The 23,211-nt window shown below is 62.8% G+C and carries 26 protein-coding genes, 1 tRNA gene and 1 other RNA gene; 14 read left to right on the top strand and 14 right to left on the bottom strand.

Translation table 11 applies throughout. The features are described from left to right. The first annotated feature begins 8 nt into the window (after positions 1-8). Together ACGYLQ_RS13990 and ACGYLQ_RS13985 are read left to right on the top strand one after the other, a co-directional pair. A complete protein-coding gene (locus ACGYLQ_RS13990) occupies positions 9-1,829 on the top strand; it encodes a M3 family oligoendopeptidase (RefSeq protein WP_394443491.1) in 1,821 nt (606 codons plus the stop codon). Beyond that, positions 1,829-2,071, top strand: coding sequence for a hypothetical protein (locus ACGYLQ_RS13985; RefSeq protein WP_394443489.1), 243 nt, complete (start codon positions 1,829-1,831; stop codon positions 2,069-2,071). Before ACGYLQ_RS13990 ends, ACGYLQ_RS13985 begins: the two co-directional genes overlap by 1 nt. 2 nt (positions 2,072-2,073) lie before the next feature. Here the strand turns inward: ACGYLQ_RS13985 and ACGYLQ_RS13980 are convergent, their stop codons facing one another. The 3 genes from ACGYLQ_RS13980 to ACGYLQ_RS13970 all read right to left on the bottom strand — a co-directional run bounded on the left by ACGYLQ_RS13980 (position 2,074) and on the right by ACGYLQ_RS13970 (position 3,656). Then, positions 2,074-2,343, bottom strand: a complete 270-nt coding sequence (locus ACGYLQ_RS13980) for a DksA/TraR family C4-type zinc finger protein (protein ID WP_394443487.1) — start codon at positions 2,341-2,343, stop codon at positions 2,074-2,076. Between the two features lie 166 nt (positions 2,344-2,509). Next, positions 2,510-2,896 (bottom strand): hypothetical protein, encoded by a 387-nt coding sequence (locus tag ACGYLQ_RS13975; RefSeq protein WP_322329411.1) that lies wholly within the window; start codon positions 2,894-2,896, stop codon positions 2,510-2,512. 199 nt (positions 2,897-3,095) lie between these two features. Next, on the bottom strand, positions 3,096-3,656 hold the full coding sequence (locus ACGYLQ_RS13970; protein ID WP_394443485.1) for a hypothetical protein: 561 nt from the start codon (positions 3,654-3,656) through the stop codon (positions 3,096-3,098). An 87-nt stretch (positions 3,657-3,743) separates the two neighbouring features. Here ACGYLQ_RS13970 and ACGYLQ_RS13965 point away from each other — a divergent pair, with 87 nt between their 5' ends. After that, positions 3,744-4,379, top strand: a complete 636-nt coding sequence (locus ACGYLQ_RS13965; protein WP_394443483.1) for a GntR family transcriptional regulator — start codon at positions 3,744-3,746, stop codon at positions 4,377-4,379. Between the two features lie 56 nt (positions 4,380-4,435). Here ACGYLQ_RS13965 and rpoH read toward each other — a convergent pair whose 3' ends face one another. Next, complete coding sequence (gene rpoH / locus ACGYLQ_RS13960; RefSeq protein ID WP_067262445.1) at positions 4,436-5,332, bottom strand: RNA polymerase sigma factor RpoH; 897 nt, start codon at positions 5,330-5,332, stop codon at positions 4,436-4,438. 173 nt (positions 5,333-5,505) lie between these two features. After that, the gene (locus ACGYLQ_RS13955) at positions 5,506-6,552 is read right to left on the bottom strand and encodes an RluA family pseudouridine synthase (RefSeq protein WP_394443482.1); all 1,047 of its coding nucleotides are present in this window, start codon (positions 6,550-6,552) and stop codon (positions 5,506-5,508) included. Here ACGYLQ_RS13955 and ACGYLQ_RS13950 point away from each other — a divergent pair. Further along, positions 6,551-6,841, top strand: coding sequence for a DUF6476 family protein (locus ACGYLQ_RS13950; protein ID WP_271691728.1), 291 nt, complete (start codon positions 6,551-6,553; stop codon positions 6,839-6,841). The genes ACGYLQ_RS13955 and ACGYLQ_RS13950 overlap by 2 nt on opposite strands. On the opposite strand, the gene ACGYLQ_RS13945 is transcribed toward ACGYLQ_RS13950, so the two are convergent. Next, positions 6,842-7,627, bottom strand: coding sequence for an inositol monophosphatase family protein (locus ACGYLQ_RS13945; protein ID WP_394443480.1), 786 nt, complete (start codon positions 7,625-7,627; stop codon positions 6,842-6,844). It lies immediately after the preceding gene. Between the two features lie 167 nt (positions 7,628-7,794). Between ACGYLQ_RS13945 and ACGYLQ_RS13940 the strand changes: the two genes are divergently transcribed. Beyond that, a complete protein-coding gene (locus ACGYLQ_RS13940) occupies positions 7,795-8,835 on the top strand; it encodes an NADP-dependent oxidoreductase (protein ID WP_394443478.1) in 1,041 nt (346 codons plus the stop codon). 85 nt (positions 8,836-8,920) lie between these two features. On the opposite strand, the gene ACGYLQ_RS13935 is transcribed toward ACGYLQ_RS13940, so the two are convergent. After that, positions 8,921-9,826, bottom strand: a complete 906-nt coding sequence (locus ACGYLQ_RS13935; protein ID WP_394433435.1) for a LysR family transcriptional regulator — start codon at positions 9,824-9,826, stop codon at positions 8,921-8,923. Between the two features lie 94 nt (positions 9,827-9,920). Between ACGYLQ_RS13935 and ACGYLQ_RS13930 the strand changes: the two genes are divergently transcribed. After that, positions 9,921-10,787 (top strand): methylenetetrahydrofolate reductase, encoded by an 867-nt coding sequence (locus ACGYLQ_RS13930; protein WP_067264828.1) that lies wholly within the window; start codon positions 9,921-9,923, stop codon positions 10,785-10,787. 81 nt (positions 10,788-10,868) lie between these two features. Beyond that, positions 10,869-11,351: a PaaI family thioesterase gene (locus ACGYLQ_RS13925; RefSeq protein ID WP_271689593.1), complete on the top strand. Its 483-nt coding sequence runs from the start codon at positions 10,869-10,871 to the stop codon at positions 11,349-11,351. Positions 11,352-11,429: 78 nt separating this feature from the next. On the opposite strand, the gene ACGYLQ_RS13920 is transcribed toward ACGYLQ_RS13925, so the two are convergent. Together ACGYLQ_RS13920 and ACGYLQ_RS13915 are read right to left on the bottom strand one after the other, a co-directional pair. Next, the gene (locus ACGYLQ_RS13920) at positions 11,430-11,885 is read right to left on the bottom strand and encodes a PRC-barrel domain-containing protein (protein WP_394443476.1); all 456 of its coding nucleotides are present in this window, start codon (positions 11,883-11,885) and stop codon (positions 11,430-11,432) included. Positions 11,886-12,068: 183 nt separating this feature from the next. Continuing rightward, a tRNA-His gene (locus ACGYLQ_RS13915) sits at positions 12,069-12,145 on the bottom strand. Between the two features lie 337 nt (positions 12,146-12,482). Between ACGYLQ_RS13915 and ACGYLQ_RS13910 the strand changes: the two genes are divergently transcribed. After that, on the top strand, positions 12,483-12,671 hold the full coding sequence (locus ACGYLQ_RS13910) for a DUF6324 family protein (RefSeq protein WP_209219317.1): 189 nt from the start codon (positions 12,483-12,485) through the stop codon (positions 12,669-12,671). A 60-nt stretch (positions 12,672-12,731) separates the two neighbouring features. Here the strand turns inward: ACGYLQ_RS13910 and ACGYLQ_RS13905 are convergent, their stop codons facing one another. Then, positions 12,732-13,208 (bottom strand): MmcB family DNA repair protein, encoded by a 477-nt coding sequence (locus tag ACGYLQ_RS13905; RefSeq protein WP_394443475.1) that lies wholly within the window; start codon positions 13,206-13,208, stop codon positions 12,732-12,734. An 89-nt stretch (positions 13,209-13,297) separates the two neighbouring features. Here ACGYLQ_RS13905 and ACGYLQ_RS13900 point away from each other — a divergent pair, with 89 nt between their 5' ends. The 3 genes from ACGYLQ_RS13900 (at position 13,298) to ssrS (ending at position 15,626) form a co-directional block, all read left to right on the top strand. After that, positions 13,298-14,623: a hypothetical protein gene (locus ACGYLQ_RS13900; RefSeq protein ID WP_394443474.1), complete on the top strand. Its 1,326-nt coding sequence runs from the start codon at positions 13,298-13,300 to the stop codon at positions 14,621-14,623. After that, a complete protein-coding gene (locus ACGYLQ_RS13895; RefSeq protein ID WP_394443473.1) occupies positions 14,620-15,396 on the top strand; it encodes a hypothetical protein in 777 nt (258 codons plus the stop codon). Before ACGYLQ_RS13900 ends, ACGYLQ_RS13895 begins: the two co-directional genes overlap by 4 nt. Before the next feature lie 75 nt (positions 15,397-15,471). Next, a non-coding RNA gene (gene ssrS, locus ACGYLQ_RS13890) (6S RNA) lies at positions 15,472-15,626 on the top strand. A 58-nt stretch (positions 15,627-15,684) separates the two neighbouring features. Here the strand turns inward: ssrS and nusB are convergent. From nusB to ACGYLQ_RS13870, 4 genes are all read right to left on the bottom strand, one after another. Continuing rightward, the gene (gene nusB, locus ACGYLQ_RS13885; protein ID WP_067264814.1) at positions 15,685-16,161 is read right to left on the bottom strand and encodes a transcription antitermination factor NusB; all 477 of its coding nucleotides are present in this window, start codon (positions 16,159-16,161) and stop codon (positions 15,685-15,687) included. Then, a complete protein-coding gene (locus tag ACGYLQ_RS13880) occupies positions 16,158-16,709 on the bottom strand; it encodes a 6,7-dimethyl-8-ribityllumazine synthase (RefSeq protein WP_209219320.1) in 552 nt (183 codons plus the stop codon). The genes nusB and ACGYLQ_RS13880 overlap by 4 nt, the downstream gene beginning before the upstream one ends. 5 nt (positions 16,710-16,714) lie before the next feature. Next, entirely contained in the window at positions 16,715-17,839 is a 1,125-nt protein-coding gene (ribB, locus tag ACGYLQ_RS13875; RefSeq protein WP_067264809.1) for a 3,4-dihydroxy-2-butanone-4-phosphate synthase, read from the bottom strand. 81 nt (positions 17,840-17,920) lie between these two features. Further along, a complete protein-coding gene (locus ACGYLQ_RS13870; protein ID WP_394443472.1) occupies positions 17,921-18,508 on the bottom strand; it encodes a riboflavin synthase in 588 nt (195 codons plus the stop codon). 130 nt (positions 18,509-18,638) lie between these two features. Here ACGYLQ_RS13870 and ACGYLQ_RS13865 point away from each other — a divergent pair, with 130 nt between their 5' ends. From ACGYLQ_RS13865 to ACGYLQ_RS13855, 3 genes are all read left to right on the top strand, one after another. Further along, complete coding sequence (locus tag ACGYLQ_RS13865) at positions 18,639-19,931, top strand: capsule biosynthesis protein (RefSeq protein ID WP_394443471.1); 1,293 nt, start codon at positions 18,639-18,641, stop codon at positions 19,929-19,931. Between the two features lie 114 nt (positions 19,932-20,045). Then, positions 20,046-21,176, top strand: coding sequence for a polysaccharide biosynthesis/export family protein (locus tag ACGYLQ_RS13860; protein WP_394412893.1), 1,131 nt, complete (start codon positions 20,046-20,048; stop codon positions 21,174-21,176). Between the two features lie 9 nt (positions 21,177-21,185). Further along, entirely contained in the window at positions 21,186-23,210 is a 2,025-nt protein-coding gene (locus tag ACGYLQ_RS13855; RefSeq protein WP_394443469.1) for a capsular polysaccharide biosynthesis protein, read from the top strand. The last annotated feature ends 1 nt before the right edge of the window (position 23,211 follow it).

The raw sequence follows: 23,211 nt of genomic DNA, 5'->3' as shown, positions 1-23,211 counted from the left end.
GTACACCGATGTTTCAGCTTCCCTTCCCGCTTCACGATGCCAACGCCAGCGCCGGGGGCAAAGACCTTGGCGATCTGCCGGAATGGGATCTGAGCGATCTCTATACCAGTGAGGACGCGCCCGAATTGAAACGCGACCTCGATTGGCTGGAGGAAGCCTGCGCCAGCTTCGCCGCCGATTACGAAGGCAATCTGGCCACGCTGGATGCCAAGGGTCTGCTCGACTGCGTGCTGCGCAACGAGAAAATCAATCAGGTCGCCGGGCGCATCATGTCCTTCGCGGGCCTGCGCTACTACCAGCAGACCACCGACGCGGGCCGGGCCAAGTTCATGTCCGACATGCAGGAAAAAATCACAGACTACACCACGCCGCTGGTGTTCTTCACGCTGGAGCTCAACAAGCTGCCCGACGATCACCTCGCCAAACTGCTGGACGAGAATCCCGATCTTGCGCGCTACAAGCCCGTCTTCGACCGCATCCGCGCGATGAAGCCCTACCAGCTGTCGGACGAGATGGAGAAGTTCCTGCATGACCTCGGCGTCGTCGGCGACGCATGGGAGCGCATGTTCGACGAGACCATCGCGGGGTTGGAGTTCGAGGTCGACGGCGAGACGCTGAACATCGAAGGCACGCTGAACCTGCTGACCGACCCTGACCGCGCCAAGCGCGAGGCCGGTGCGCGCGAGTTGGCCAATGTGCTGGGCCGCAACATCCGCACCTTTGCCCGCGTGCACAACACGCAGGTGAAGGAGAAAGAGGTCATCGACCGCTGGCGCGGGATGGAGACACCGCAGACCGGACGCCACCTCAGCAACCACGTTGAGCCCGAGGTCGTCGAAGCCCTGCGCAACGCCGTGGTCGAAGCCTACCCAAAACTGAGCCACCGCTATTATGAGCTCAAGCGCAAATGGCTGGGCCTTGATGTGATGCAGGTCTGGGACCGCGACGCGCCGCTGCCGATGGAAGACCCCAAGGTCGTCGACTGGGCGCAGGCCGAAGCGACCGTGATGGAGGCCTATAACGCCTTCGATCCGCGTATGGGCGAACTGGCCAAGCCGTTCTTCACCAAGGGCTGGATCGACGCGGGCGTGAAACCGGGCAAGGCGCCGGGCGCCTTCGCGCATCCCACGGTGACGGACGTGCATCCATATGTGATGCTGAACTACCTCGGCAAACCGCGCGACGTGATGACGCTCGCGCATGAGCTCGGCCACGGTGTGCACCAGGTGCTGGCCGCCGATCAGGGCGAAATGCTCTCCTCCACCCCGCTGACATTGGCCGAGACGGCTTCGGTCTTCGGCGAGATGCTTACCTTCCGCAAGATGCTCGACAAGGCGCAGACCCAAGCCGAGCGCAAGGTGCTGCTGGCGGGCAAGGTCGAGGACATGATCAACACGGTCGTGCGCCAGATCGCCTTTTATGACTTCGAGTGCAAACTACACGAGGCGCGCCGCGGCGGGGAACTGACACCCGACGACATCAACGCGCTATGGATGAGCGTTCAGGCAGAGAGCCTCGGGCCGGCCTTCGAGTACATGGAGGGCTACGAGACCTTCTGGGCCTATATCCCGCACTTCGTGCATTCGCCCTTCTACGTCTATGCCTATGCCTTTGGCGACGGTCTGGTGAACGCGCTCTACGCCGTCTACGCGGAAGGTGAAGAGGGCTTTGAAGAAAAGTATTTCGACATGCTGAAAGCGGGCGGATCGAAGCACCACAAAGAACTGCTCGCCCCCTTTGGCCTTGATGCCAGCGACCCGGCTTTCTGGGACAAGGGCCTGTCGATGATCTCTGACATGATCGACGAATTGGAAGCGATGGAGGACTGATGTCCCGCGCCGAGCGCATGAAAGAAAGGTTCGCCCCCTTCTTTGTCTGGATTCAGCGGCGGGTGCCGCCCGGATTTAGATTTGCGCTCGGCCTGCTACTGATCTGCGGCGGCATCCTCGGGTTCTTGCCGATCCTCGGCTTCTGGATGCTGCCGCTTGGCCTCATGGTGGCAGCGATGGATGTGCGGCTATTTCGGCGCTGGCGCTCCCTTCGCCGCAGACGGCGGCCTGAGCGGCCTTGAGGTCACTTCAACTGGCTGTCTTTCGAGCCACGCCGATTGATCCCGCCGCGCATCTGCGCCTGCCCGTCTCGTTCTCGCACGCAGTCGATACAAAGCTTTACCCCCGGCAGCGCCATGCGCCGCGCCTCTGGAATCGGCTCTTCGCATTCCGTGCAATGAGTGCGGCTCTCGCCCACTGGCGCGCGGCGTGCTTTTAGCCGCGCCAATTCGTCGGAAATGGAGGCTTCGATCTGCTCGCTCACCGCGCCATCGCGTGTCCATCCACCTTCCATGTTGCGCCCTCCTCATGCGGTTCACTTCATAGATATGGGGCGCAGCGGCGGCTTGTCACGGCTTCACCCGGGATATGGCCCTCACCCCAAGGGCCATTAGATGGGGGCGCGCAGACAAAAAAACACCCCCAAAAGGGGGTGCAGTTGCTAGGCATTGGGCTGTGAGTCAAGCAGCACGCAGGGTCGTATCTCCTCCATTCAAGCGGTTTAGCAGGGTGGACAGGGTGACGGCGCTTTGAATGAGCCGTCGGCGAAGCTCTTGTCGCTGGCCGGCAGGGCGCAGCGGAACGTTGGTGCGCAGGTAGACCCTTTGCGGCATGGCGGCGGGATGGCAGGTATAGGTCACTTCAACCATCGCCTCGACCCGGCCAAAGTCGCGGGCATAGTGTACACTGTGAAATCGGGCGTCGCAGATGGTAAGTGTGACGGGGCATTCATCGGACGGGTGACCAAGGGTGACGGGATCATAGCTGCGTTTGCGGCGGAGAATGTCCCCTGCATTGAGGGACGTGATGGGGCCGGGTGTTTCTGGCGCGGTGGAGCGGCTTGGCATGTCTGATCCTCTTCCTAGTGATCTGGTCGCTTATCTTCCCTTTCTATGGGCCTTTGCGTTCCCTGAGGTGCGCCTCTGCCCAACCTGTATACATGTTGTCGGGCTCAATTGTGGCAGAAATGGGGCAAGAACTTGCCGACAATCGGGCAATCGTATAATTCGTCAAAATTTTTTCACGTTTCCTATGCGAAAGGGGAGGTCACCCCTCCTTTTCGACCTCTAGCAGCCAGTTCTCCTGAAGCCGGTTTTCGATGGCTTCGGGGAAATGGCTGCGCACCAAGGCGATGGCTTCCGCGGCGGGCATTCCGGCCCCGATCAGCAACCACGCCGCGATCAGCCCACTGCGCCCCGCGCCGTATTGGCAGGAAAGGGCAACCGTCTCTCCCGCCTCTAGCGCCGCCTCGAAACGCACCCGGTGTGCAGGCCATTCGGTTAGGAATCTATCGCAAGGGACGTTAAAATCTTCGATCGGCGCGAAGGAGAGCCTTAAACCAAGAGACTGTGAAGTCTTTGAAATCAGGTGAAAAGCTCTGTCAGGAAGCTCGGTCTCCTCGGTAAGAACCAGCAACTCCCGCGCCCCAGCCGCACGCAGGCCTTCCAAGGTTTCCCGCATCTGTTGAGGATCGAGGTAAGCGCTGCCATCCACATGGGTCAACAGCCCCGGAAAGCCCGTCATCGCCAAATGCCCGCCGCGGGGCGTGGGGATAACGGCGCGTATCGAGGTCGCTTCAGGATCAAAAAAAGGCACATCACGAGACATAAAAACATCCATAGAATTTGAGTAACGGCAACGTCACCTGTATACATGTTAAATTGATAAAAACGAACAGACGAAGGATGCCGGGCAATGTCGACCCAAGTCAAATCCAGCGCGGCGATTGCAGAGGCGCTTCGGACGGACATCTGCCTGAACCGCAACATTGCCGACGGCATGCTGCATGAGGTGGCCCTCGCCCAACGTTTCGGCGTGTCCCGCACGCCCATCCGGCAAGCGTTGCAACGTTTGGCCTATGAACGCATGATCGCCGTGAAATCCGGCGTGGGGTCTGTTGTGACCCCTTTGGACGCGCCCATGCGCGCGGATGACATCCGCGCGGCTGTGGCGATTATCGAAGCGGCCGGCAAATGTGCAGTGCCCTCCCCCGCCCCACCGGCGCACTTCATGTCACTCGCCGGGATTCTGGGCATGATGGACCTCGCCCCGCTGGACAATGCTGAGGCCTTTTTCGATATCCGCGCCCGGCTTTTGAACGCCCTATCGGAGATGATCGAGAACCCGATCCTCAGCGACGCCTTTCGCGCGGCCTATTGGCGGCTGATAAGATGGTCCCTGCGGGATTTCGCCACCGCGCCGGAACCTCAGATCGCGCAACTGCGGGCCGTGCTGCAAGCCGCTGCCCGGGCGATGCAGTCGGGCACGATCCCCGCCTGTTTCGAAGAAGTCGCAAAGCTCGAAAGCCAGCTCGTCGAACCCCGAATTTAATAAAGAAAAGCCCCGCTCCATAGAAGCGGGGCCCTCTGTATCATCGGGATCAGCCGTTAGCTGGCCGCCAACATGCCCTTTTCCTTCGCCAAGTCGCGCATCCGCTTTTGGAGCTTCTCGAAGGCGCGCACCTCGATCTGGCGAATCCGCTCGCGGCTGACATCGTATTGCGCCGAGAGGTCTTCGAGCGTGACCGTCTCATCCGACAGGCGACGCTGGGTCAGAATGTCCTTCTCGCGCTCGTTCAGCACGTCCAGGGCCTCCGCCAGCATCTCCCGCCGGGTCTCCAGCTCGTCACGCTCGGCATAGTCGCCCGCTTGGTCGGCGTCTTCATCCTCCAACCAATCTTGCCACTGCATCGTGCCTTCGCCTTCGGACCCGACGGTGGCGTTGAGCGAGGCATCCCCGCCCGACATCCGCCGGTTCATGGAGACGACCTCATCCTCGGTCACGCCGAGTTGGGTCGCGATCTCTTTCACGTTTTCGGGGCGCAAATCGCCCTCTTCCAGCGCGCCGATCTTGTTCTTGGCCTTACGCAAGTTGAAGAACAGCTTTTTCTGACCCGACGTCGTGCCGAGCTTGACCAGCGACCAACTGCGCAGAATGTATTCCTGAATCGAGGCGCGAATCCACCACATCGCATAGGTGGCAAGGCGGAAGCCCTTCTCAGGATCGAAACGTTTCACCGCCTGCATCAGGCCGACGTTCGCTTCCGAGATCACCTCGGACTGTGGCAATCCATAGCCGCGGTAGCCCATCGCGATCTTTGCCGCGAGGCGCAGGTGAGAGGTGACCATCTTATGCGCGGCTTCGGTGTCTTGTTCTTCGACCCAGCGTTTGGCCAACATGTATTCTTCCTCAGGCTCCAGCAGCGGGAACTTGCGGATCTCTTGCATATAGCGGTTCAGCCCGCCTTCGGGCGTTGGTGCGGGCAGATTTGCATAATTTGCCATGTCTTGTCCCTTTCCCCAGTTTAATCGGGGCCTATGTTATTTCGCTTAACATGCAATATGGGCGGCCCCCTTCGTGCTTTCAAGACAGAAGCATTCACGCTTTTGTTCATGACTGCACAGTTTCTGTGAACAAAACGTAACCGATCCTTAGGCGGTTCCGCGGGGCGGCGGGGTCACGCCGATGGGGCGGTGGTGCCGTCGCGCAGCAGGTCCAGCAGGGCCGCCATATCGGGCGGCAGCGGTGCCTCAAAACGCAGGTTCTCACCAGTCACCGGATGCTCGAACCCCAGAACGGCGGCGTGCAGCGCTTGCCGGGGGAAGGCACGGATTGCTTCGGCGGTGGCCTCAGGCAAGGCCGTCTTGGCCAGTTTGCGCCGCCCGCCATAGGTCGCATCCCCCACCAAACCATGGCCCGCGTGGGACATATGCACGCGGATTTGGTGCGTGCGCCCCGTCTCAAGCCAACATTCCAGCAGCGCCAGTACGGGCGGGGTGCCGAAACGCTCGACCGTGCGGGCACGGGTCACCGCGTGCCGCCCGCCTTGAAACAGCACCGCCTGCCGCTGGCGGTCGGTCTTGTGCCGCGCCAGTTGGGTGGTCATCCGCAGGATATTCCCCGCCTCGAAGGACGCGCCTTTGACGCCCCGCAGGCGCGGGTCATTGGCATCCGGCACCCCATAGACGAGGGTCTGGTAATAACGCTCTACGGTATGTTTCTCGAACTGCGCCGCCAGCCCGTGATGCGCCGCGTCGGATTTGGCGACGACCAGCAGCCCCGTAGTGTCCTTGTCGATCCGGTGCACGATGCCGGGCCGCTTCATGCCGCCCACGCCGGATAGATCATCACCGCAATGTGCTAACAATGCGTTAACCAGCGTGCCGGAGGGCGAGCCCGGCGCGGGGTGCACCACCATGCCCGCGGGCTTGTCGATCACGATCAGATCGTCGTCCTCGAACACCACCGACAGCGGGATGTCTTCGGGCAGGATGTGGCTCTCTGCCGCTTCTTCAACCGTGATCTGCACCGCCTGCCCTTCGGCGACTTTGGCGCGGGGGTCTTGGACCACGACACCGTCGAGCGTCACCGCGCCTTCGGTGATCAAACGGCCCAACCGCGTGCGCGACAGGTTCGCTTCCTCTGGCACATCGCGGGCCAGCGCCTTATCAAGACGGGCGGGCGGGCTATCGCCCAGAATGAAATCAATGCGGCGGTGAGACATGGACACGGACAACCCTGATGAACCGGCGAACCTGCGGTTTCTGCGGCGGATGGTGACGGTCTTGACCGTCGTGATGATTGGCGGGGTTCTAGTGCTGATCTTCGTGCTTGTCACCCGTCTGAGCGATCAGGGCCCGACCATGCCGCGCAGCATCACCCTGCCCGATGGCAGCAGCGCCCAAGCGTTTACGCAAGGCCGCGGCTGGTATGCGGTGGTAACGGATGCGGATGAGATCCTGATCTTTGACCAACTGACCGGCGCATTGCGCCAGACGGTCGTGATCGAGTGATCAGCCGCGGATCGTCTTGGCGAAGGTCGAATAGATCGGCTCGTTCGCGCAGATTATCTCACCATGTTGCAGGATGTTGCGCTCAGGGCAGATCGGCTCGACAAGGCCACCGGCCTCTTTGACGATCAACATGCCCGCGGCCACATCCCACGGCTTCAGACGACGCTCCCAGAAGCCATCGTAACGGCCCGAGGCGACATAGGCGAGATCGAGCGAAGCCGCGCCCCAGCGGCGCACACCGGCGCAGACGGGCAGCAGGCGGCCCAAATCTTTGAGCGTTTCAGGCAGATCGGCACGGCCCCCGAAAGGCAGACCTGTGGCAAAGATCGACTCGATCATGCGGTGACGGCCCGAAACCCGCAGGCGGCCTTCGTTCATCCAAGCGCCGGTGCCCTTCTCGGCAAAAAACATTTCGTCCTTGGCGGGGTCAAAGACCACACCGGCGACGATCTCGCCCTTATGCTCCAACGCGATGGAGATGGCCCAATGCGGCAGACCGTGCAGAAAGTTGGTGGTGCCATCCAGCGGGTCGACGATCCAGCGACGGGTCGGGTCTTGGCCCTCTTCCTCGCCGCCCTCTTCGGCCAGCCAGCCATAGGTCGGGCGCGCGCCCATCAGGTCGTCTTTGATGATCTTCTCGGCGCCAATGTCGGCCTTGGTTACGAAATCGCCCGCGCCCTTGACCGAGACCTGAAGGTTCTCGACCTCGCGGAAATCCTTGACCAATGCACGCCCCGCTTTGCGTGCTGCCTTGATCATGATGTTGAGATTCGCACTGCCGATCATTGTTCGCGCCCTTTGATGGATAAGGCGGGACGTATAGGGCGCAAGAGCGCAATTGCCAAGGGGGCAGAAACCTGCACCGCTTATTGATTCTTGCGCACCTCACGGGTTGCATTCAGAGCGCGAGGGAACACCTTGGACGCTGTAGCAACCAGCACGAAGGAAACTCCATGTCCGACCAGATGCAAAGAATCGTCCTCGCCTCCCGCCCAGATGGCGCACCGACGCCCGAGAACTTCCGCCTTGAAAGCGCGGATATCCCCCAGCCGGGCGACGGCGAAATTCTGGTCGAAGTGCATTACATGTCGCTCGACCCCTATATGCGGGGCCGAATGGACGATGCGAAGTCCTATGCCGAACCTGTGCCCCTCGGCGGCCTGATGGAAGGTGGCAGCGTGGGCAAGGTGATCGCCTCCAATGACCCGAGCTTCGACGAGGGCGATTTTGCCTTTGGCGCCTTCGGCTGGGCCACCCATGGCGTCGCCCCGGCGAAACAATGTCAGAAGGTCGATGCCGAAGGCGTGCCGATCACCGCCTCGCTCGGCGTGCTCGGCATGCCCGGCCTGACCGGCTGGTACGGTTTGAACGACATCGGCCAGCCGAAAGAAGGCGAGACCCTCGTGGTGGCCGCGGCCACCGGCCCCGTCGGCTCGATTGTGGGGCAATTGGCCAAGGCCAAAGGGCTGCGCACTGTGGGCATCGCAGGCGGCGCCGACAAATGCGAGATCGCCACCCGCGATTTCGGCTTTGACGTCTGCCTTGATCACCGCGCCTATGACGATGCAAAATCCCTGCGCGCCGCCCTGAAAGAGGCTGCGCCGGATGGCATTGATATCTATTACGAAAACGTCGGCGGCAAGGTGCTGGATGCGGTGTTGCCGCTGATGAACCCCCATGGCCGCATCCCGCTTTGCGGCATGATCGCATGGTATAACGCCGGCGGGCTGGGCGCCGATGCCGAGGGGGCTGGCCTCACCGCGCCGCGGCTGTGGCGCACGATTTTGGTGAACTTCCTCACCGTGCGCGGCTTCATCATCTCGAACCACTGGGACCAGATGCCGAAGTTCCAGCGCGAAGTGGCGCCGATGGTCGCCGATGGCCGCGTGAAGGTGAAAGAGGACATCACCGAAGGGCTGGAGAAGGCGCCGCAGGCCTTCATCGACATGCTGAATGGCGGGAACACCGGCAAGGCTATCGTTAAGGTGAAGTAAGCTTTGGAATGCGTTGTTCCGCCTTGTGGAACGGCGCGTTCACCCACCCGGCCCGGCGTCAAGCCGCTGCCCCTCGGCACACCACTCAGGCCCGCTGCAACTTCCGCGCCTCCTGCCCGGCCAGCTTCAACAACTCATCCATAAACGGTTTGCCCAGATCATCCCTGCGCACCGCTGCATAAAGCCGCCGTGTGATCCCCTCGGCCGTCAAAGGCCGCGTGACGTAATCGGAGGAATATTTCACCTCCCGCACCACCCAATCCGGCAGGACCGAGACCCCGCGGTTGGACGCCACCAGCAACAGGATCACCGCCGTCAGTTCCACCTGCCGGATCGTCGCAGGCTCGACCTTGGCGGGGATCAACAACTGGCTGAACACGTCCAGCCGGGTCCGTTCCACCGGATAGGTAATCAGCGTCTCCCCACGAAAATCGGCCGCCTCGACAAAGGGTTTCTCGGCCAGCGGGTGGTTCTGCGAGGCCACGAAAACAGGATTGTAATCAAAGAGTTCGACAAATTCGACGCCCGGCAGTTCCTCAGGGTCCGAGGAGACCACCAGATCAACCTCTTCCCGCAAAAGCGCAGGCAGCGCGTCAAAGGCGAGACCGGGGCGGATATCGACATCCACATCCGGCCAATGGCGGCGGAACTGCTCCAACACAGGGAAGAGCCACTCGAAACAGGCGTGACATTCGATTGCGATATGCATCCGCCCCGTGCTGCCCGCCCGCAGACCCGAAAACTCGTCCTGCAAGGCTTCGACCTGCGGCAAGACCTGCTGCGCGAGCTTCAACAGCCGCTGCCCGGCGGGCGACAACTTCAACGGTTTCGAGCGCCGCACAAAGAGTTCGACCCCCGCCTGATCCTCCAACCCCTTCACCTGATGACTTAACGCCGATTGCGTGATATTCATCTGATCCGCCGCGCGGGCCAAGCCGCCCGCCTCGTGGATGGCCTTGATTGTGCGCAGGTGACGGAACTCAATGTGCATTTGAGGCATTACTCATGTTCAAGATGAATGTTATGAGTTTGTCTCACAAGCCTAGATGTGAGACAAGACGTGAAACCGCCAAAAGGATCTCTCAATGACCACCCCTGCCGTTTCCTTCGAAGTCTTCCCGCCCCGCACCGTCGGCGCGGCGTTCAAACTGTGGGATGCGGCGCAGGCATTGGCCCCGCTGGCCCCGCGCTTCTTCTCCGTCACCTATGGCGCAGGTGGCACGACGCGCGATCTCACCCATGATTCGGCGCATGTGCTGCACCGCACCTCGGGCTTGCCTGTCGCAGGCCACCTGACCTGCGTCGGCGCCAGCCGGGCAGAGACGCTCGACGTGGCCGATAAATTCGCCGAAGCGGGCATCAAAGACATCGTCGCCCTGCGCGGCGACCCGCAAGCAGGCACCGACAAGTTCGTGCCCCACCCCGAAGGCTTCGCCGACAGTTGCGAGCTGATCGAGGCGCTGGCGAAAACCGGCAAATTCACCATCCGCGTCGGCGCCTACCCCGACCCGCACCCCGAAGCGGCAGACCAACAGGCGAATATCGACTGGCTGAAACGCAAGTTCGACGCGGGCGCGGATGAGGCGCTGACCCAGTTTTTCTTTGAGGCGGAGACCTTCCTACGTTTCCGCGATGCCTGTGTGAAAGCAGGCATCGACAAGCCGATCACGCCGGGCATCCTGCCGGTGGTGAACTGGACCTCGGCCCGTAAATTCGCCGTCAAATGCGGCACGCCGGTCCCAGAATGGGTCGACCAAGCCTATGAGGCTGCGATCCGCGATGACCGGCACGATCTGCTGGCCCAAGCCATGTGCACCGAACTGTGCAGCGAGTTGATCGACGAAGGCGTGGATGCGCTGCATTTCTACACGCTCAACCGCGCGGAACTCACCCGCGACGTCTGCCGCGCCATCGGTGTGACCCCGCAGGTTGATCTCTCGGACGTCGCGTAAGCGCCGCCCCTCTGGCAGGGGGGCTTGCCCCTGCCCCGCGCGGGCGTATCCTCCGGCGAAATTCACTTGCCGGAGAAGACCATGCCCCGCATCGCCCAAAGCCCTGCTGACCTTTTGTCCCAATCCGAAGCGCTCAAGCTTTCGGGGCTGGAGTTCATGCAGGCCATTCTCGACGGCACCAACCCCGGGCCGCCCATCGGCCAGACCATGGGCTATGCGCTGCATTCGGTCGAAGAGGGCCGCATCGTCTTTCGCGGCGCGCCGAGCTTTGCCATGACAAACCCGATGGGCACGGTGCACGGCGGTTGGTACGGCACGCTGCTCGATTCAGCGATGGCCTGCGCGGTGATGACGAAAATCCCCCGCGGCTCGGTCTATACCACTTTGGAATATAAGATTAATATCCTGCGCGGCTTGCCTTTGGGGATGGAGATCGACTGTATCGGGGTGACCGATCATGTGGGCCGTTCGACCGGTGTCGCGCATGGCGAGATTCGCGGCGTCGAGGATGGCAAGCTTTATGCCACAGGCTCCACCACTTGCATCGTAATGAAGCTAAGCTAAGCCCATTCACAAAGAACCCCGGCGCGGAGGGCTCCACGCCGGGGTCTGAAAATTCAACTTAAGCGTTTACCGCTTAAATTAGTCCCAGAAGCCTTCGTCAACGCCGGGCAGCGCTTCGAGCTCTTCTTCGCTCAGACGCGTGACATAGGCGTAGGTCTGGTCATCGACGGCCACGAGGTTCACATCGGGTGTCGAGATCATGACGTGTTTGTCACCGATATCGAGGAAACCACCGACCTCGGCCACGATGCCGACCATCTGGCCGTTTTTGGACAGAACGATGTCTTCGATTTCACCGATCTCGTTCCAGTCGGCGCCGATTTCGTTATAGGCCGTGTTAGGGCTCCATTCGTCGCCGGCTTCGTTGAGGGTGTAGATCTCACCGCCGGTGATATCGCGCGAGCGGATCAGATCGCCGCGCATTTCGTTCATCTGCATGCTGTCGACGTTGGAATAGTCGGTCATATGCGTTTCAGCGAGAGCGGCGGTGCCTGCGAGTGTCAGGGCAAGAGTGCTGGCTGTAAGCGTTTTCATGTCTCTCTCCTCTTCGTTATTTGCTATGATCTCAACGAAAGTTCAGGGAGAACGTTCCAAGAAATATAAGATTTTCTATGGGTTAGGGGCCCGGCGGGGCGGCACCACCCGCGCGGGGAGAGACTGACGGCAACTGGCCACACGCTGTAAAACGCACGCTATACTAAAAAAGTGGGGGGGGGGTGGTACCACCTCCTGGTCTCGAACCAGGGACCTCTTGATCCACAATCAAGCGCTCTAACCAACTGAGCTAAGGCGGCACTGGGGCGGATTTAGCGCCCGTGGCGGAGGAATGCAAGACCTCAAAGTCAGAAGAAATGCCGGTTTCCTTCAGATTTTTCGCACGCCCTGTGTCATCGGCACTCATACGGGAAACGCGGGTGGATGACGCGGCGATTTCACCCTCGGTCTCCAAGCTGCGCGTCGCGGCAATCTCCCGATCCGCCAGACCGGCACCCTACCCTCGTGCAAAATGGTGATGACGCACCCGTCACCTAAGGCCAACGCGCCCCCTCCCCTGCGACGCAACCCGCCAAGATATCTTGCCTTTCCGCCCATGCCGCGCTAGCGATAAGCCCCACCAAACCGGAGGCTCCCATGGGCATCGACACCGAACGCGACATCGAAGCAAACCTGCAAATCGGCCCGACAGACAAGGGCATGGTCCGCCTTTTCGTCGAAGGCGGCGGCGTTGAAATTCCGATGGATTTCACCCCGGAAGAAGCCCGCGAAATCGCGGAAGAGATTATGGCCGCCGCGAACCGCGCAGGCAAAAAAGGGCGCTAAGCCGCCTACGCGCGGGTTCGCCCACGATACAGACGAGCGACCTCAGATCACGCTCCCCTTTCAAGACCAGTTCGGCGCCATGTCGGGATCGCGTAGGCGATGCAGGCGCCGGGCGGCATGGGTCGCGAATTTCTGCACCATCACCTTGCGCCGGGCGGGCGCAAGCTTGGTCTCATCGCACATCCTCACAATCTCCGCCCCATAGGCGTCACCGATGATGAGGCCGCTTTCCTCGGGCAGCAGTTCCACCGGGAAATCACTGTCCACGGCCCAAAAGAACCGGTCGGCCCATTCCAAATAGCCCTCCCATTTTGCGTCGCCCATGAAGTCGGCGCGATTGGATTTGCATTCGACGATCCAAATCTCCCCCTTCGGGCCAAGCGCCATCACGTCGACCCGCAAACCGCGCGTCGGCACAAGTTCCTCCACCGAGGCGAACCCAAGATCGGCCAAATGCCGCATCACCCCCCGCGCCAGTAATTGGCCGGGTTGGAGTTGTCGTATGTCATTCTCCATCATGGCGACAAATATGAACATTTGATGAACATCCACAAGGGGCAGCATCGGAAAGTTTGGTAATTCCCCCGTGACCCCCTATCTTCACCCCAGCAAAGCGAGGGAGGCCCATGGCACAACGCGAACCGATGAGTGAGACACAGGCGCGCGGGGTGCGTTACGCCCGTGAATTGGAGGGCCACCTGACATGGCTCGATACATTCTCGGGCACGGCGCTTGGCGTTTTGGCCGTGGCCTCGGGCATTTACACCTACCTTGGCGTCTCATCGCTGCTGGATGACAACGGCGCTATGTCGGCCTTTGCCGCGATCGCCTATTCGGTGGCGGTCTCCGTGGGCATCTTTGTCTTTTGGTCCTATCTGCTGCGGCTCTTCCCCGCTGTGCGCACCACACGCGCGCGGATGGGGCTTCTGGGGGCGATGGGGCTCGGCTCCGTGGCGATCATCGCGATGTCGAGCTGGCTGAACGCCGCCGCGCTTGCCGGATCGGCGGCAGTGGAGCAGCATCTCGCCGAGACGGTGCAAGACTACCAAGGCGCGTTAGAGCGCACACATGAGATTGCCCTGTCTGCTCAAGGGCTTGAGCGGGACGTGGCGCGGGTCAGACAGAGCTTTGAAGACCTGAGCGAGCAAGAGGCGGCTGGCAGCCTGTCGGGCCTTGCCGGGCGCGGCGCGGTGTTCCGGGTGCTGCGGCAGAAGTCGGCGGAACTGGGCGCGCTGGAGGCGCAGATCGCCACCCAGACCCCGCTGGTGAATGACGCCTTCGCCGAGGGGAACCAGATCCTCAGTCGCATGCGCGCCCTGACGGTAGAGCCCGGCCCGGTTCAGGCGCGCTCGGTCGAGTTTTCCGAACAGGCCGTGCGGCTTGCAGGTCTGATCACCCGGCTACGGCAGCTTTCCGTGGCCCCGCTGGTGGAACGCGCAGCGCAGGATTTGGCGGCCTCCGTCGTGCTGCCTGAGCTTGACGGCAGCAACGAAGAGCAACGCGGCGCGCAAGGGGCGACGATAACCTCGGTTCTGGAGGTGCTGGCCCAGCGTGCAGCGACATTGGAGCGCGCAGCGCAGGACGTGCAGACCATGCCGCCCGCCGCCGACACGACCTATACGCCGATCTCCAGCGCCGATGCGGTGATCCTCTATGCGCGCAATTTCGTGCCCTCTTGGGCCGGGGCCATCGCGATTGACCTGTTGCCCGCCGTGCTGGTGCTGATCCTCTCCATCACCCAAGGGGCGATCCGCTCGGGCCGGGAGGGGGCCGCAGTCGAAGACACGCTGACCCTTGCAGAACTACGCGCCGCGCTGGCCGCCGTGCGTGATGTCGATGTGGCGATGCAGGAAAGCCCCGCCCACAAACGCCCCGCCGCCGAAGCGCCGCCCGCCGCTGATGCGACCGAAGAGCCGGCCCCCGGCCCCGTCACATCGATCAAAAGCACATGAGCGAAGAGACCCCACCGGAAGCCGAGGCCCCCCACCGGAAGCCGATTGTCGGGCGGGTGCTGATCGGCGTGCTGATCTTTCAACTTGGCCTCGCGGTGCTGCTGTTCTGGGGGGACCTAGGGGAAGGGCTGCGCCTGCCGGGCTTCGGCCCGCGCGCCCCGGAATTGACCGAGCCGATCCGCCCCGGCGACCAGACCCGCCGCTTCCGCCCCGAACGCGCGCCAACCCCCGGCCAGCCGATGCCCGAGACCGCCCTGCCCGACCGGCTGGTGCTCACCCCCGTCTCGGGCGGGCGTGCGGCGCTGTTGGAGGGGGCCATCGAAGCGGGCGATGCAGAGCGGATCGTCAAACAGTTGAGCGAACTGACCCCCGCGCCCGAGGAAATCTATCTCAATTCCCCCGGCGGATCGGTCCGCGACGCTTTGGAACTGGGCCGCTATCTTCGGCGCGAAGAGCTAAACACCGCACTGCGGGAGGGGGACATCTGCTATTCCGCCTGCCCCTATCTGCTGGCCGCCGGCGCGGCACGGACCGTGCCCGAGAGCGCCTCGGTCGGGGTGCATCAGCATTACTTTGGCGAAAGCACGATCCTACCCGCCTTTGTCGCTGTGGAAGACATCCAGCGCGGCCAAGGTGAGGTGATGCGATACCTCGATGATATGGGCATTGATCCGATGGTGATGCAGCATGCGCTGGTCACGCCACCCGATGAAATCTATGTGCTGCTGCCCGAAGAATTGCGCCGCTACGGCTTTATCCCCGCCGAAGATTGAACCGGCAGAGAAGTTTTGCAAATCCACTTCCGCCCCCTTGCCGCAGCCCCACTTGGCCCCTACATCGGGGGTCGACGGGTTCTGCCCTGTTCGTGAACGTTACATTCCAGTGGCCTTAAGCAAATCCGAGGGAGCTGGCTCTGTCCGAGCCCTGGTTCGGTTACCTGGCGCCCACCTGTACATACAGGTCCTCGGGAATATAAAACAGCAGCGGCAGGCGCGGTTCCCGTCACTTTCCCAAGACATCAATGTGGTAGATGGCCCCCTCGGGGCCACTTTCCCGCGCGTTTAGAACGCTTCGGGGCGCGCCTCGCGGGCCATATGGTCAAGCACGGCGTTGACAAAGCTCGGCTCGCGCCCATCGGGGAAGAAGGCATGGGCCACGTCGACATATTCCTTGATCACCACGCGCGGCGGCGTGTCGTCATGGCGGAACTCGGCCCCGGCGGCGCGGAACAGCGCGCGCAGGGTCGGGTCGATCCGGGCAATGGCCCATTTGGCGACGATGGCGCGGTTGGCCATCTGGTCGATCGGCGCTTGATAGTTCACCGCATCTTCGAGCACGCGAGAGAAGTGATCGACATCCCCCTCCTGCATCTCGTCGCCCTCATAGACGGCACCGAAACGGTGGTCGATGAATTCGTGACGCACGACATCGACCGTCTGCGCGGAATGCTCCATCTGGAACAGCGCCTGCACGGCATAGAGCCGCGAGGCCGACTTCATCTTACGTTTCTGGTTGCCCGAAGGCCCGTTGCTGGTCATGCGATGTTTGATCCATCCGTGTCGCCGGCCATCAAAGTGTCCTGCCCGAATGGCTTGAACCCGATGCCCTTGCTCTGGCGGCCCCATTTACGAGCGAGCGCGATAAGATGCAAGGCCGCAGCGGCTGCACCGCCGCCTTTGTTTTGCCCCTCGGGGTCGGCGCGCACCTCGGCCTGTTGTTTATTCTCGACCGTCAGGATGCCATTGCCGATGCAAAGCCCTTGCAGGCCAAGCAGTTGCAAGGCGCGGCTGCTGTCGTTGCAGACGGTCTCGTAATGGGTGGTCTCGCCCCGGATGACACAACCAAGCGCGACATAGCCGTCGAAATTGCTGCCCCGGTCGGAAATGCCGATGGCGGTGGGAATCTCCAACGCGCCGGGCATTTCGATCACCTCATAACTGGCGCCCGCAGCCTCCAACTCGGCCTTGGCGCCGGTCAACAGGCCATTCGCGATGTCCGAGTAATAGGGCGAGACGACGATCAGCAGCTTCACCGGTTCGTCGAAGCTGGGACGCGGCAGGATGGTATGCTCTTCGGCGGATGCCATGGCGATTACTCCGTAGTGATGGGCCGGGTGCCCACGATTTCCAACGCATAGGCGTCGAGGCCCAGATAGCGCGTGTCGGGATTGTCGGTCAGCAGGACCAGTTCATGCAGCCCCATTGTCGAGAGGATCTGCGCGCCAAGTCCTGTGCGTTTGATCGTGCGCGGGCGGTCGTCATCCTCTGGGTCGAGCTTGAGGCGCGGGTAAGGATCGCGGAAGAGCACCACGGCCCCCCGCCCCTCTTCGGCGATGATCTGCATGGCGCGGGGCAACTCGTCCGCCGGACTGGGGCCGAGGCCGAGGATATCTTCAAGCGCGTTGATCGCATGGGTGCGGATCAGCACCGGCTCGGGGGTCGAGATGTCGCCCTTGGTCAGCACCACATGGTCGGTCCCGGTGATTTGGTCGGAGAACACCCGCATCTGCCAATCGCCGCCATAGGCCGAGGTCACGGTGCGGCTGTCGCGCTCCACCAACAGATTGTCATGCTTGTGGCGGTAGGTGATGAGATCGCTGATCGTGCCGATTTTCAGCCCATGCGCGGCGGCAAATTCCACCAGATCGGGCAGCCGCGCCATTTCGCCATCGTCTTTCATGATCTCGCAGATCACGCCCGAAGGGTGCAGCCCCGCGAGGCGCGAAATATCGACTGCCGCTTCGGTATGGCCTGCCCGCACCAGCACGCCACCATCGCGGGCGCGCAGGGGGAAGACGTGACCGGGGGTGGCGATATCCGCCGAACCAGATTGTTCCGAGATCGCCACGGCCACGGTCAGTGCACGGTCGGCGGCAGAGATGCCGGTGCTGACACCCTCCCGCGCTTCGATGCTGACGGTAAAGGCCGTTTCATGCCGCGAGGAATTGTTCACCGCCATCATCGGCAGGCCGAGGTGATCGACCCGCTCTGCCGTCATCGGCAGGCAGATCAGCCCGCGCCCATGGGTCGCCATGAAATTGATCGCCGCGGCATCGGCAAACTCAGCCGGGATCACCAGATCGCCTTCGTTCTCGCGGTCCTCATGATCCACCAGAATAAACATGCGGCCTTGGCGCGCGTCTTCGATGATCTCTTCGATGGGCGAGATCGCATCGCTCAGCCCTGTCTCGACCGGTCCGGGTTTGTCAAATTGCATCGGCTGCTTCCATCTATCTGTTGCCCGGCTCTTAGCCTGACCCGCGCCGCTTGGCCAGAGCGCGCCCCGAAGGGCGCGGCGTCACATCTCGTTCAGGCGTGCCACATAACGGGCCAGCGTGTCGATTTCGAGGTTCACCAGATCGCCGACGCCTGCATCGCCCCAAGTCGTCACCTCCTTGGTATGCGGGATGAAGTTGATGCCGAAATCGCAGCCATCAACATCATTCACCGTCAGCGAGGTGCCATTCAGCGCCACCGAGCCTTTAGGCGCGATGAACCGCGCCAGATCCTTGGGCGCGCGCAAGGTCACGCGGGTGCTGTCGCCCTCGTCTTTCATCTCAATGATCTCGGCCACGCCATCGACATGGCCCGAGACGATATGCCCGCCCAACTCGTCTCCCACCTTCAAGGCGCGTTCGAGGTTCACGCGCCGCCCTTCGGCCCAATGCTGGCCGAGGTTTGTCTTAGCCACGGTCTCGGCGCTGATCTGCACCTCATACCAATCCGCGCCCAGCCCCACGACCGTCAGGCAAACCCCATCGCTGGCGATGGAGGCGCCCATGTCGATGCCGCTGGTGTCATAGCCGGTCTGGATGCGCGCGCGCAGGTCGCCTTCCTGCTCCAGCTTGGTCACGGTGCCAACGTCTGTGATAATGCCGGTGAACATGGGGTAGGCTCCTTTGCTGGTTCCGCGCAGTGGTAAACCCGGTCACCGCCACAGGCAAGAGCGGGTGACGCCACATTGTCGCCCCTATTATATGGTGGTTAAGGGGGCAAAGACCCACCGAAGGACCAGAATGACCGTGACCGCCGCCCCGACCAGAACCTTCCTGTTCCTGCAAGGACCGCATGGCCCTTTCTTCAACAGTCTGGGCAAGATGCTGCGGCGCGCGGGGGCCGAGGTCTGGCGCGTGGGCTTCAACGCGGGCGACCGGGCCTTTTGGTTTCACCCGTCGACCTACATCCCCTATCGCGGCAGGGTCGAGGATTGGCCGCGCGTCTTTGCCAGCCTGCTGGACGAGAAGCAGGTCACCGACATCGTGCTTTACGGCGACACCCGTCCCATCCACGCCGAAGCGGTGGCCGAGGCCAAGCGCCGTGGCATCACCGTGCATGTCTTCGAGGAAGGCTATATGCGGCCCTATTGGGTCACCTATGAGCGCGGCGGCTCGAACGGCAATTCGCGGCTGATGGAGATGACCATTCCCCAGATGCAGGCCGCCCTCGCCCGCTCGGACATGGAAGCCCCCCTGCCGCCGGGCCATTGGGGCGACATGCGCCACCACATCTTCTACGGCGCGCTTTACCATTGGTTCGTGATGTTCCGAAACGGCGAATACCGCAATTTCAAACCACACCGCAGCCTGCCGGTGACCAAGGAATTCCGTCTCTACCTCAAGCGGCTCTTGCTGATGCCGGTGCTGGCCGCCGACCGCCTGCTGGCCACGCTGAAGATCCGGCTGGGCGGCTTTCCCTATCATCTCGCGCTGCTGCAACTGGAGCATGATTCTTCTTTCCAGAAACATTCGCCCTTCAACACGATGGCCGATTTCCTTGAACTGGTGATCGAAGGTTTCGCCAAGGGCGCGCCGCAACATCACCACCTCGTCATTAAGGCGCATCCGCTGGAGGATGGCCGCGTGCCGGTGCGGCGCGATGTCAAACGGCTGGCCCGCGCGCATGGGGTTTCCGACCGTGTGCATTTCGTGCGCGGCGGCAAGCTGGCACAGCTTCTCAATGACACCCGCAGTGCTGTCACGGTGAATTCCACCGCCGGGCAACAGGTGCTCTGGCGCGGCATCCCCCTCAAGGCTTTTGGCCGCGCGGTCTATTCCCAGCCTGAGTTTGTCTCGGACCAGCCGCTGCCGGAATTCTTTGCTACCGCCAACCGCCCCGACAACCGCGCGTATAAGGATTATCGCCGCTATCTGCTTGAAACCTCTCAGGTTCCGGGCGGTTTCTATGCCGCACGCGGGCGGCGGCAATTGCTGCGCCAAGTGGTCGATATGATGCTCGCCGCCGAGGATCCCTATGACGCACTGGAACAGGGCACCGCGGCCCCTCGGCAACAGTTGCGGGTCGTCACCTGAGTTAACCCATTCCGCCCTGTAGATTTTTTCGCTAGGCTGCGCTAAGTTGCAAAGTAATACGTCAAGACAATTGGCGATTTCGAGGCAGATATTTCAGGTCGAGGAGACCGGGCAGTGAAATCCGTATCTTTCCGGTGGGCGCGCCCCATCGCAGCGCTGGCGGCGGTGGCCGTCATCTCATCATGTGGTTTGCCGCAGGTCGGGCCGAACAAACGGCAAATCTACGCAGGCTCCGTTCAGCGCGAAGGCGATGCCTTTGTCGTCAGCGTGAATGACCGTGTGACCCGCGCCACCGCCGTGGCCCCGGCGCTTGGCTTTTCGGAAAGCTTCAAGAACGCGGGCCGGGTCGGTTCCGACACGATCCAGCCGGGCGACATCCTTGGCATCACGGTTTATGAGAACGTGGACGATCCGCTTCTCGGCGTCGAAGGCGCCCCGGCCACCATGCTGGAAGAGGTGCAGGTCGACGGCGCAGGCTTTATCTTCATCCCCTACGCGGGCCGCATTCGCGCTGCGGGCAACACGCCCGAAGCGATCCGCCGCATCATCACCAACAAGCTGGGCGAACAGACCCCAGACCCGCAGGTCGAAGTGCGCCGCGCCGCCGGTGACGGCTCGACCGTCTCGCTCATTGGCTCCATCGGGGCGCAGGGCGTCTACCCGATCGAGCGGCCGACCCGCACGTTGGCCGCCATGCTGGCACGCGCGGGCGGTGTGACCATCATCCCCGAAATCGCGCAGGTCACCGTGATCCGCGGCGGGCAGCGCGGTAAGATTTGGTTCCAAGACCTCTATGACCACCCCGAACTCGACATCGCCCTGCGCCCGGGCGACCGAATTCTGGTCGAGGAAGACACCCGTTCCTTCACCGCACTTGGCGCCACCGGCGGACAGGCCCGCGTGCCCTTTGAATCGCAAAACCTCTCGCTTTTGGAAGGCATCGCGCAAGTGGGCGGGCTCAGCCCCCTCTCGGCCGACCCCACCGGCGTTTTCGTGTTCCGCAATGAGCCCGAGGAAGTCGCCGAACAGGTGCTGGGCCGCAGCGATCTGACTGGCGCGCAGCGCATGGTCTATGTCACCGACCTGACCAAACCCAACGGCATGTTCATGGCCCGCGATTTCGTGATCCGCGACGGCGACACAATCTATGTGACCGAAGCGCCCTTCACCCAGTGGAGCAAGGTAATCTCGGCCATCACCGGTACGGCGGGTTCGGCAGATAGCATCACCTCGCTGACCGAATGATCCACCCCGGTGGCATTCGAAGCTGACCCATACCAACACCCCGCCGCCGGTCCCGAAAGGAGCCGGCGGCTTTTCGTATATAACGGTGGGTTTCTGACGCAGCGCCGCCTGCGGCGCATCCTGCAACTCTCGGGCCATTCCCTGCACCTCGGCCTGCCCGCGCCGGATGATGCGGTGGTGGTCTGGGGCAACTCCCCCACCGCGCATCGCGGGCTGGCCGTAACCGCCAAGCGCGACGTGCCGGTGATCCGGGTGGAGGACGCATGGCTGCGCTCGCTCCACCCCGGTCGCGCGGGCGAGCCGCCCTTGGGCCTGCTGATCGACAGCCGGGGGGCGCATTTCGACCCTGCCCAGCCCTCAGACCTCGAAGAGCTGCTCGCCCATCACCCGCTGGACGATACCGCCCTTCTGGACCGCGCCCGGGGCGGCATGGCACAGATGGCCGAGGCGCATCTGACGAAATATGCGGGCTTTGACCCCGACCTGCCTGCGCCGGAGCCGGGCTATGTGCTGGTGATCGACCAAACGCGCGGCGACGCCTCCGTCACCGCCTCAGGCGCGGATCGTGCACGGTTTCTGGAAATGCTTGTCTTCGCGCAAGAGGAACACCCCGGCGCGCGGGTCATCATCAAGAGCCACCCCGAGACGGCAAAGGGCTTCCGCGCCGGGCATTACGGCCCCGAGGATACCAACGAGCGGATCACCCTGCTGACCGATCCCATCAGCCCTTGGGCACTGTTCGAAGGGGTGGTGGGTGTCTACACCGTCTCATCGCAAATGGGGTTCGAGGCGATCTTTGCAGGCCACAGGCCGCGTGTCTTCGGCCAGCCCTTCTATGCCGGTTGGGGGCTGACGGATGATGAGTTCCCCGTCCAACGCCGCCAGCGCCGCCTTAGCCGCGCGCAACTTTTCGCCGCCGCGATGATCCTCTATCCAACGTGGTACGATCCCTATCGCGACGAACTCGGCAGTTTCGAGACGGCCCTCTCCGCCCTCGCCGCGCAGGCCCGCGCGTGGCGAGAGGATCATCGCGGCTGGGACGCATGGGGCATGCGCCTGTGGAAGCGCCGCCCCCTGCAACAGTTCTTCGGAACCGCCACGCCCCTCCGCTTTCGCAAAGGCCCAGCAGAACCCCCCAAGCCGCCCCGCCGCGCCATGGTCTGGGCCAGCAAGGCCGAGGTCGCGCCCCAAAATGCGCTGCGGGTCGAGGACGGGTTTCTGCGCTCGCGCGGGCTGGGGGCCGAACTGGTTCCGCCCCTGTCGCTGGTCTGTGACGATCTGGGCATTTACTACGATCCCCAAGGGCCCAGCCGGTTGGAAAAATGGATCGAGAAACGTGCCGACCTGCGCCCCGATCAACTGGCCCGCGCCCGCGTGCTGATCGCGGCGCTCACCGGGGCGGGCCTCAGCAAATACAACCTCGGCGGTGCGGCGCCCGACCTGCCGCCGGGGCGGCGCATCCTTGTCCCCGGACAGGTGGAAGACGACGCCTCCATCCTCACCGGCACGGGCGATGTGTGCAGCAACGCGGCCCTGCTGGCCGCCGCCCGCGCCGCAAACCCGGATGCCGTGATCCTCTTCAAACCCCACCCTGATGTTGAAGCGGGCCTGCGCAAAGGCGCGACGGAGGCGGGCGACGCCGATCTGATCCTACATCGCGCCGACCCGGTGGCGCTTTTGGGTCAAGTCGACGCGGTTTGGACCATGACCTCCCTCTTGGGGTTCGAAGCGCTCCTCCGCCGGGTGCCGGTGGTGACCTTGGGCGCGCCGTTCTACGCGGGCTGGGGGCTGACCGAAGACCGGGGCGATGTCCCGCCCCGCCGCCGCGCGACACCGACGCTCGAAGGGCTCGTCCATGCCGCGCTCATCGACTACCCGCGCTACCGCGACCCGGTCAGCGGCTTGCCCTGCCCCGTCGAAGTGGTGGTCGAACGGCTGGCCACGGGCCGCCTGCCCCGCGCGGGGTTGGGCAACCGAATGCTATCGAAGCTCCAAGGGGTCTTTGCCAGCCAGAGCCACCTCTGGCGGCGATAGC

Origin of the sequence: Sulfitobacter sp. 1A12779, from assembly GCF_043557315.1 — a bacterium.
GTDB lineage: Bacteria > Pseudomonadota > Alphaproteobacteria > Rhodobacterales > Rhodobacteraceae > Sulfitobacter > Sulfitobacter faviae.
Note: the sequence above shows the minus strand (reverse complement) of the source record. Positions and strands in the feature narration are given on the sequence as shown.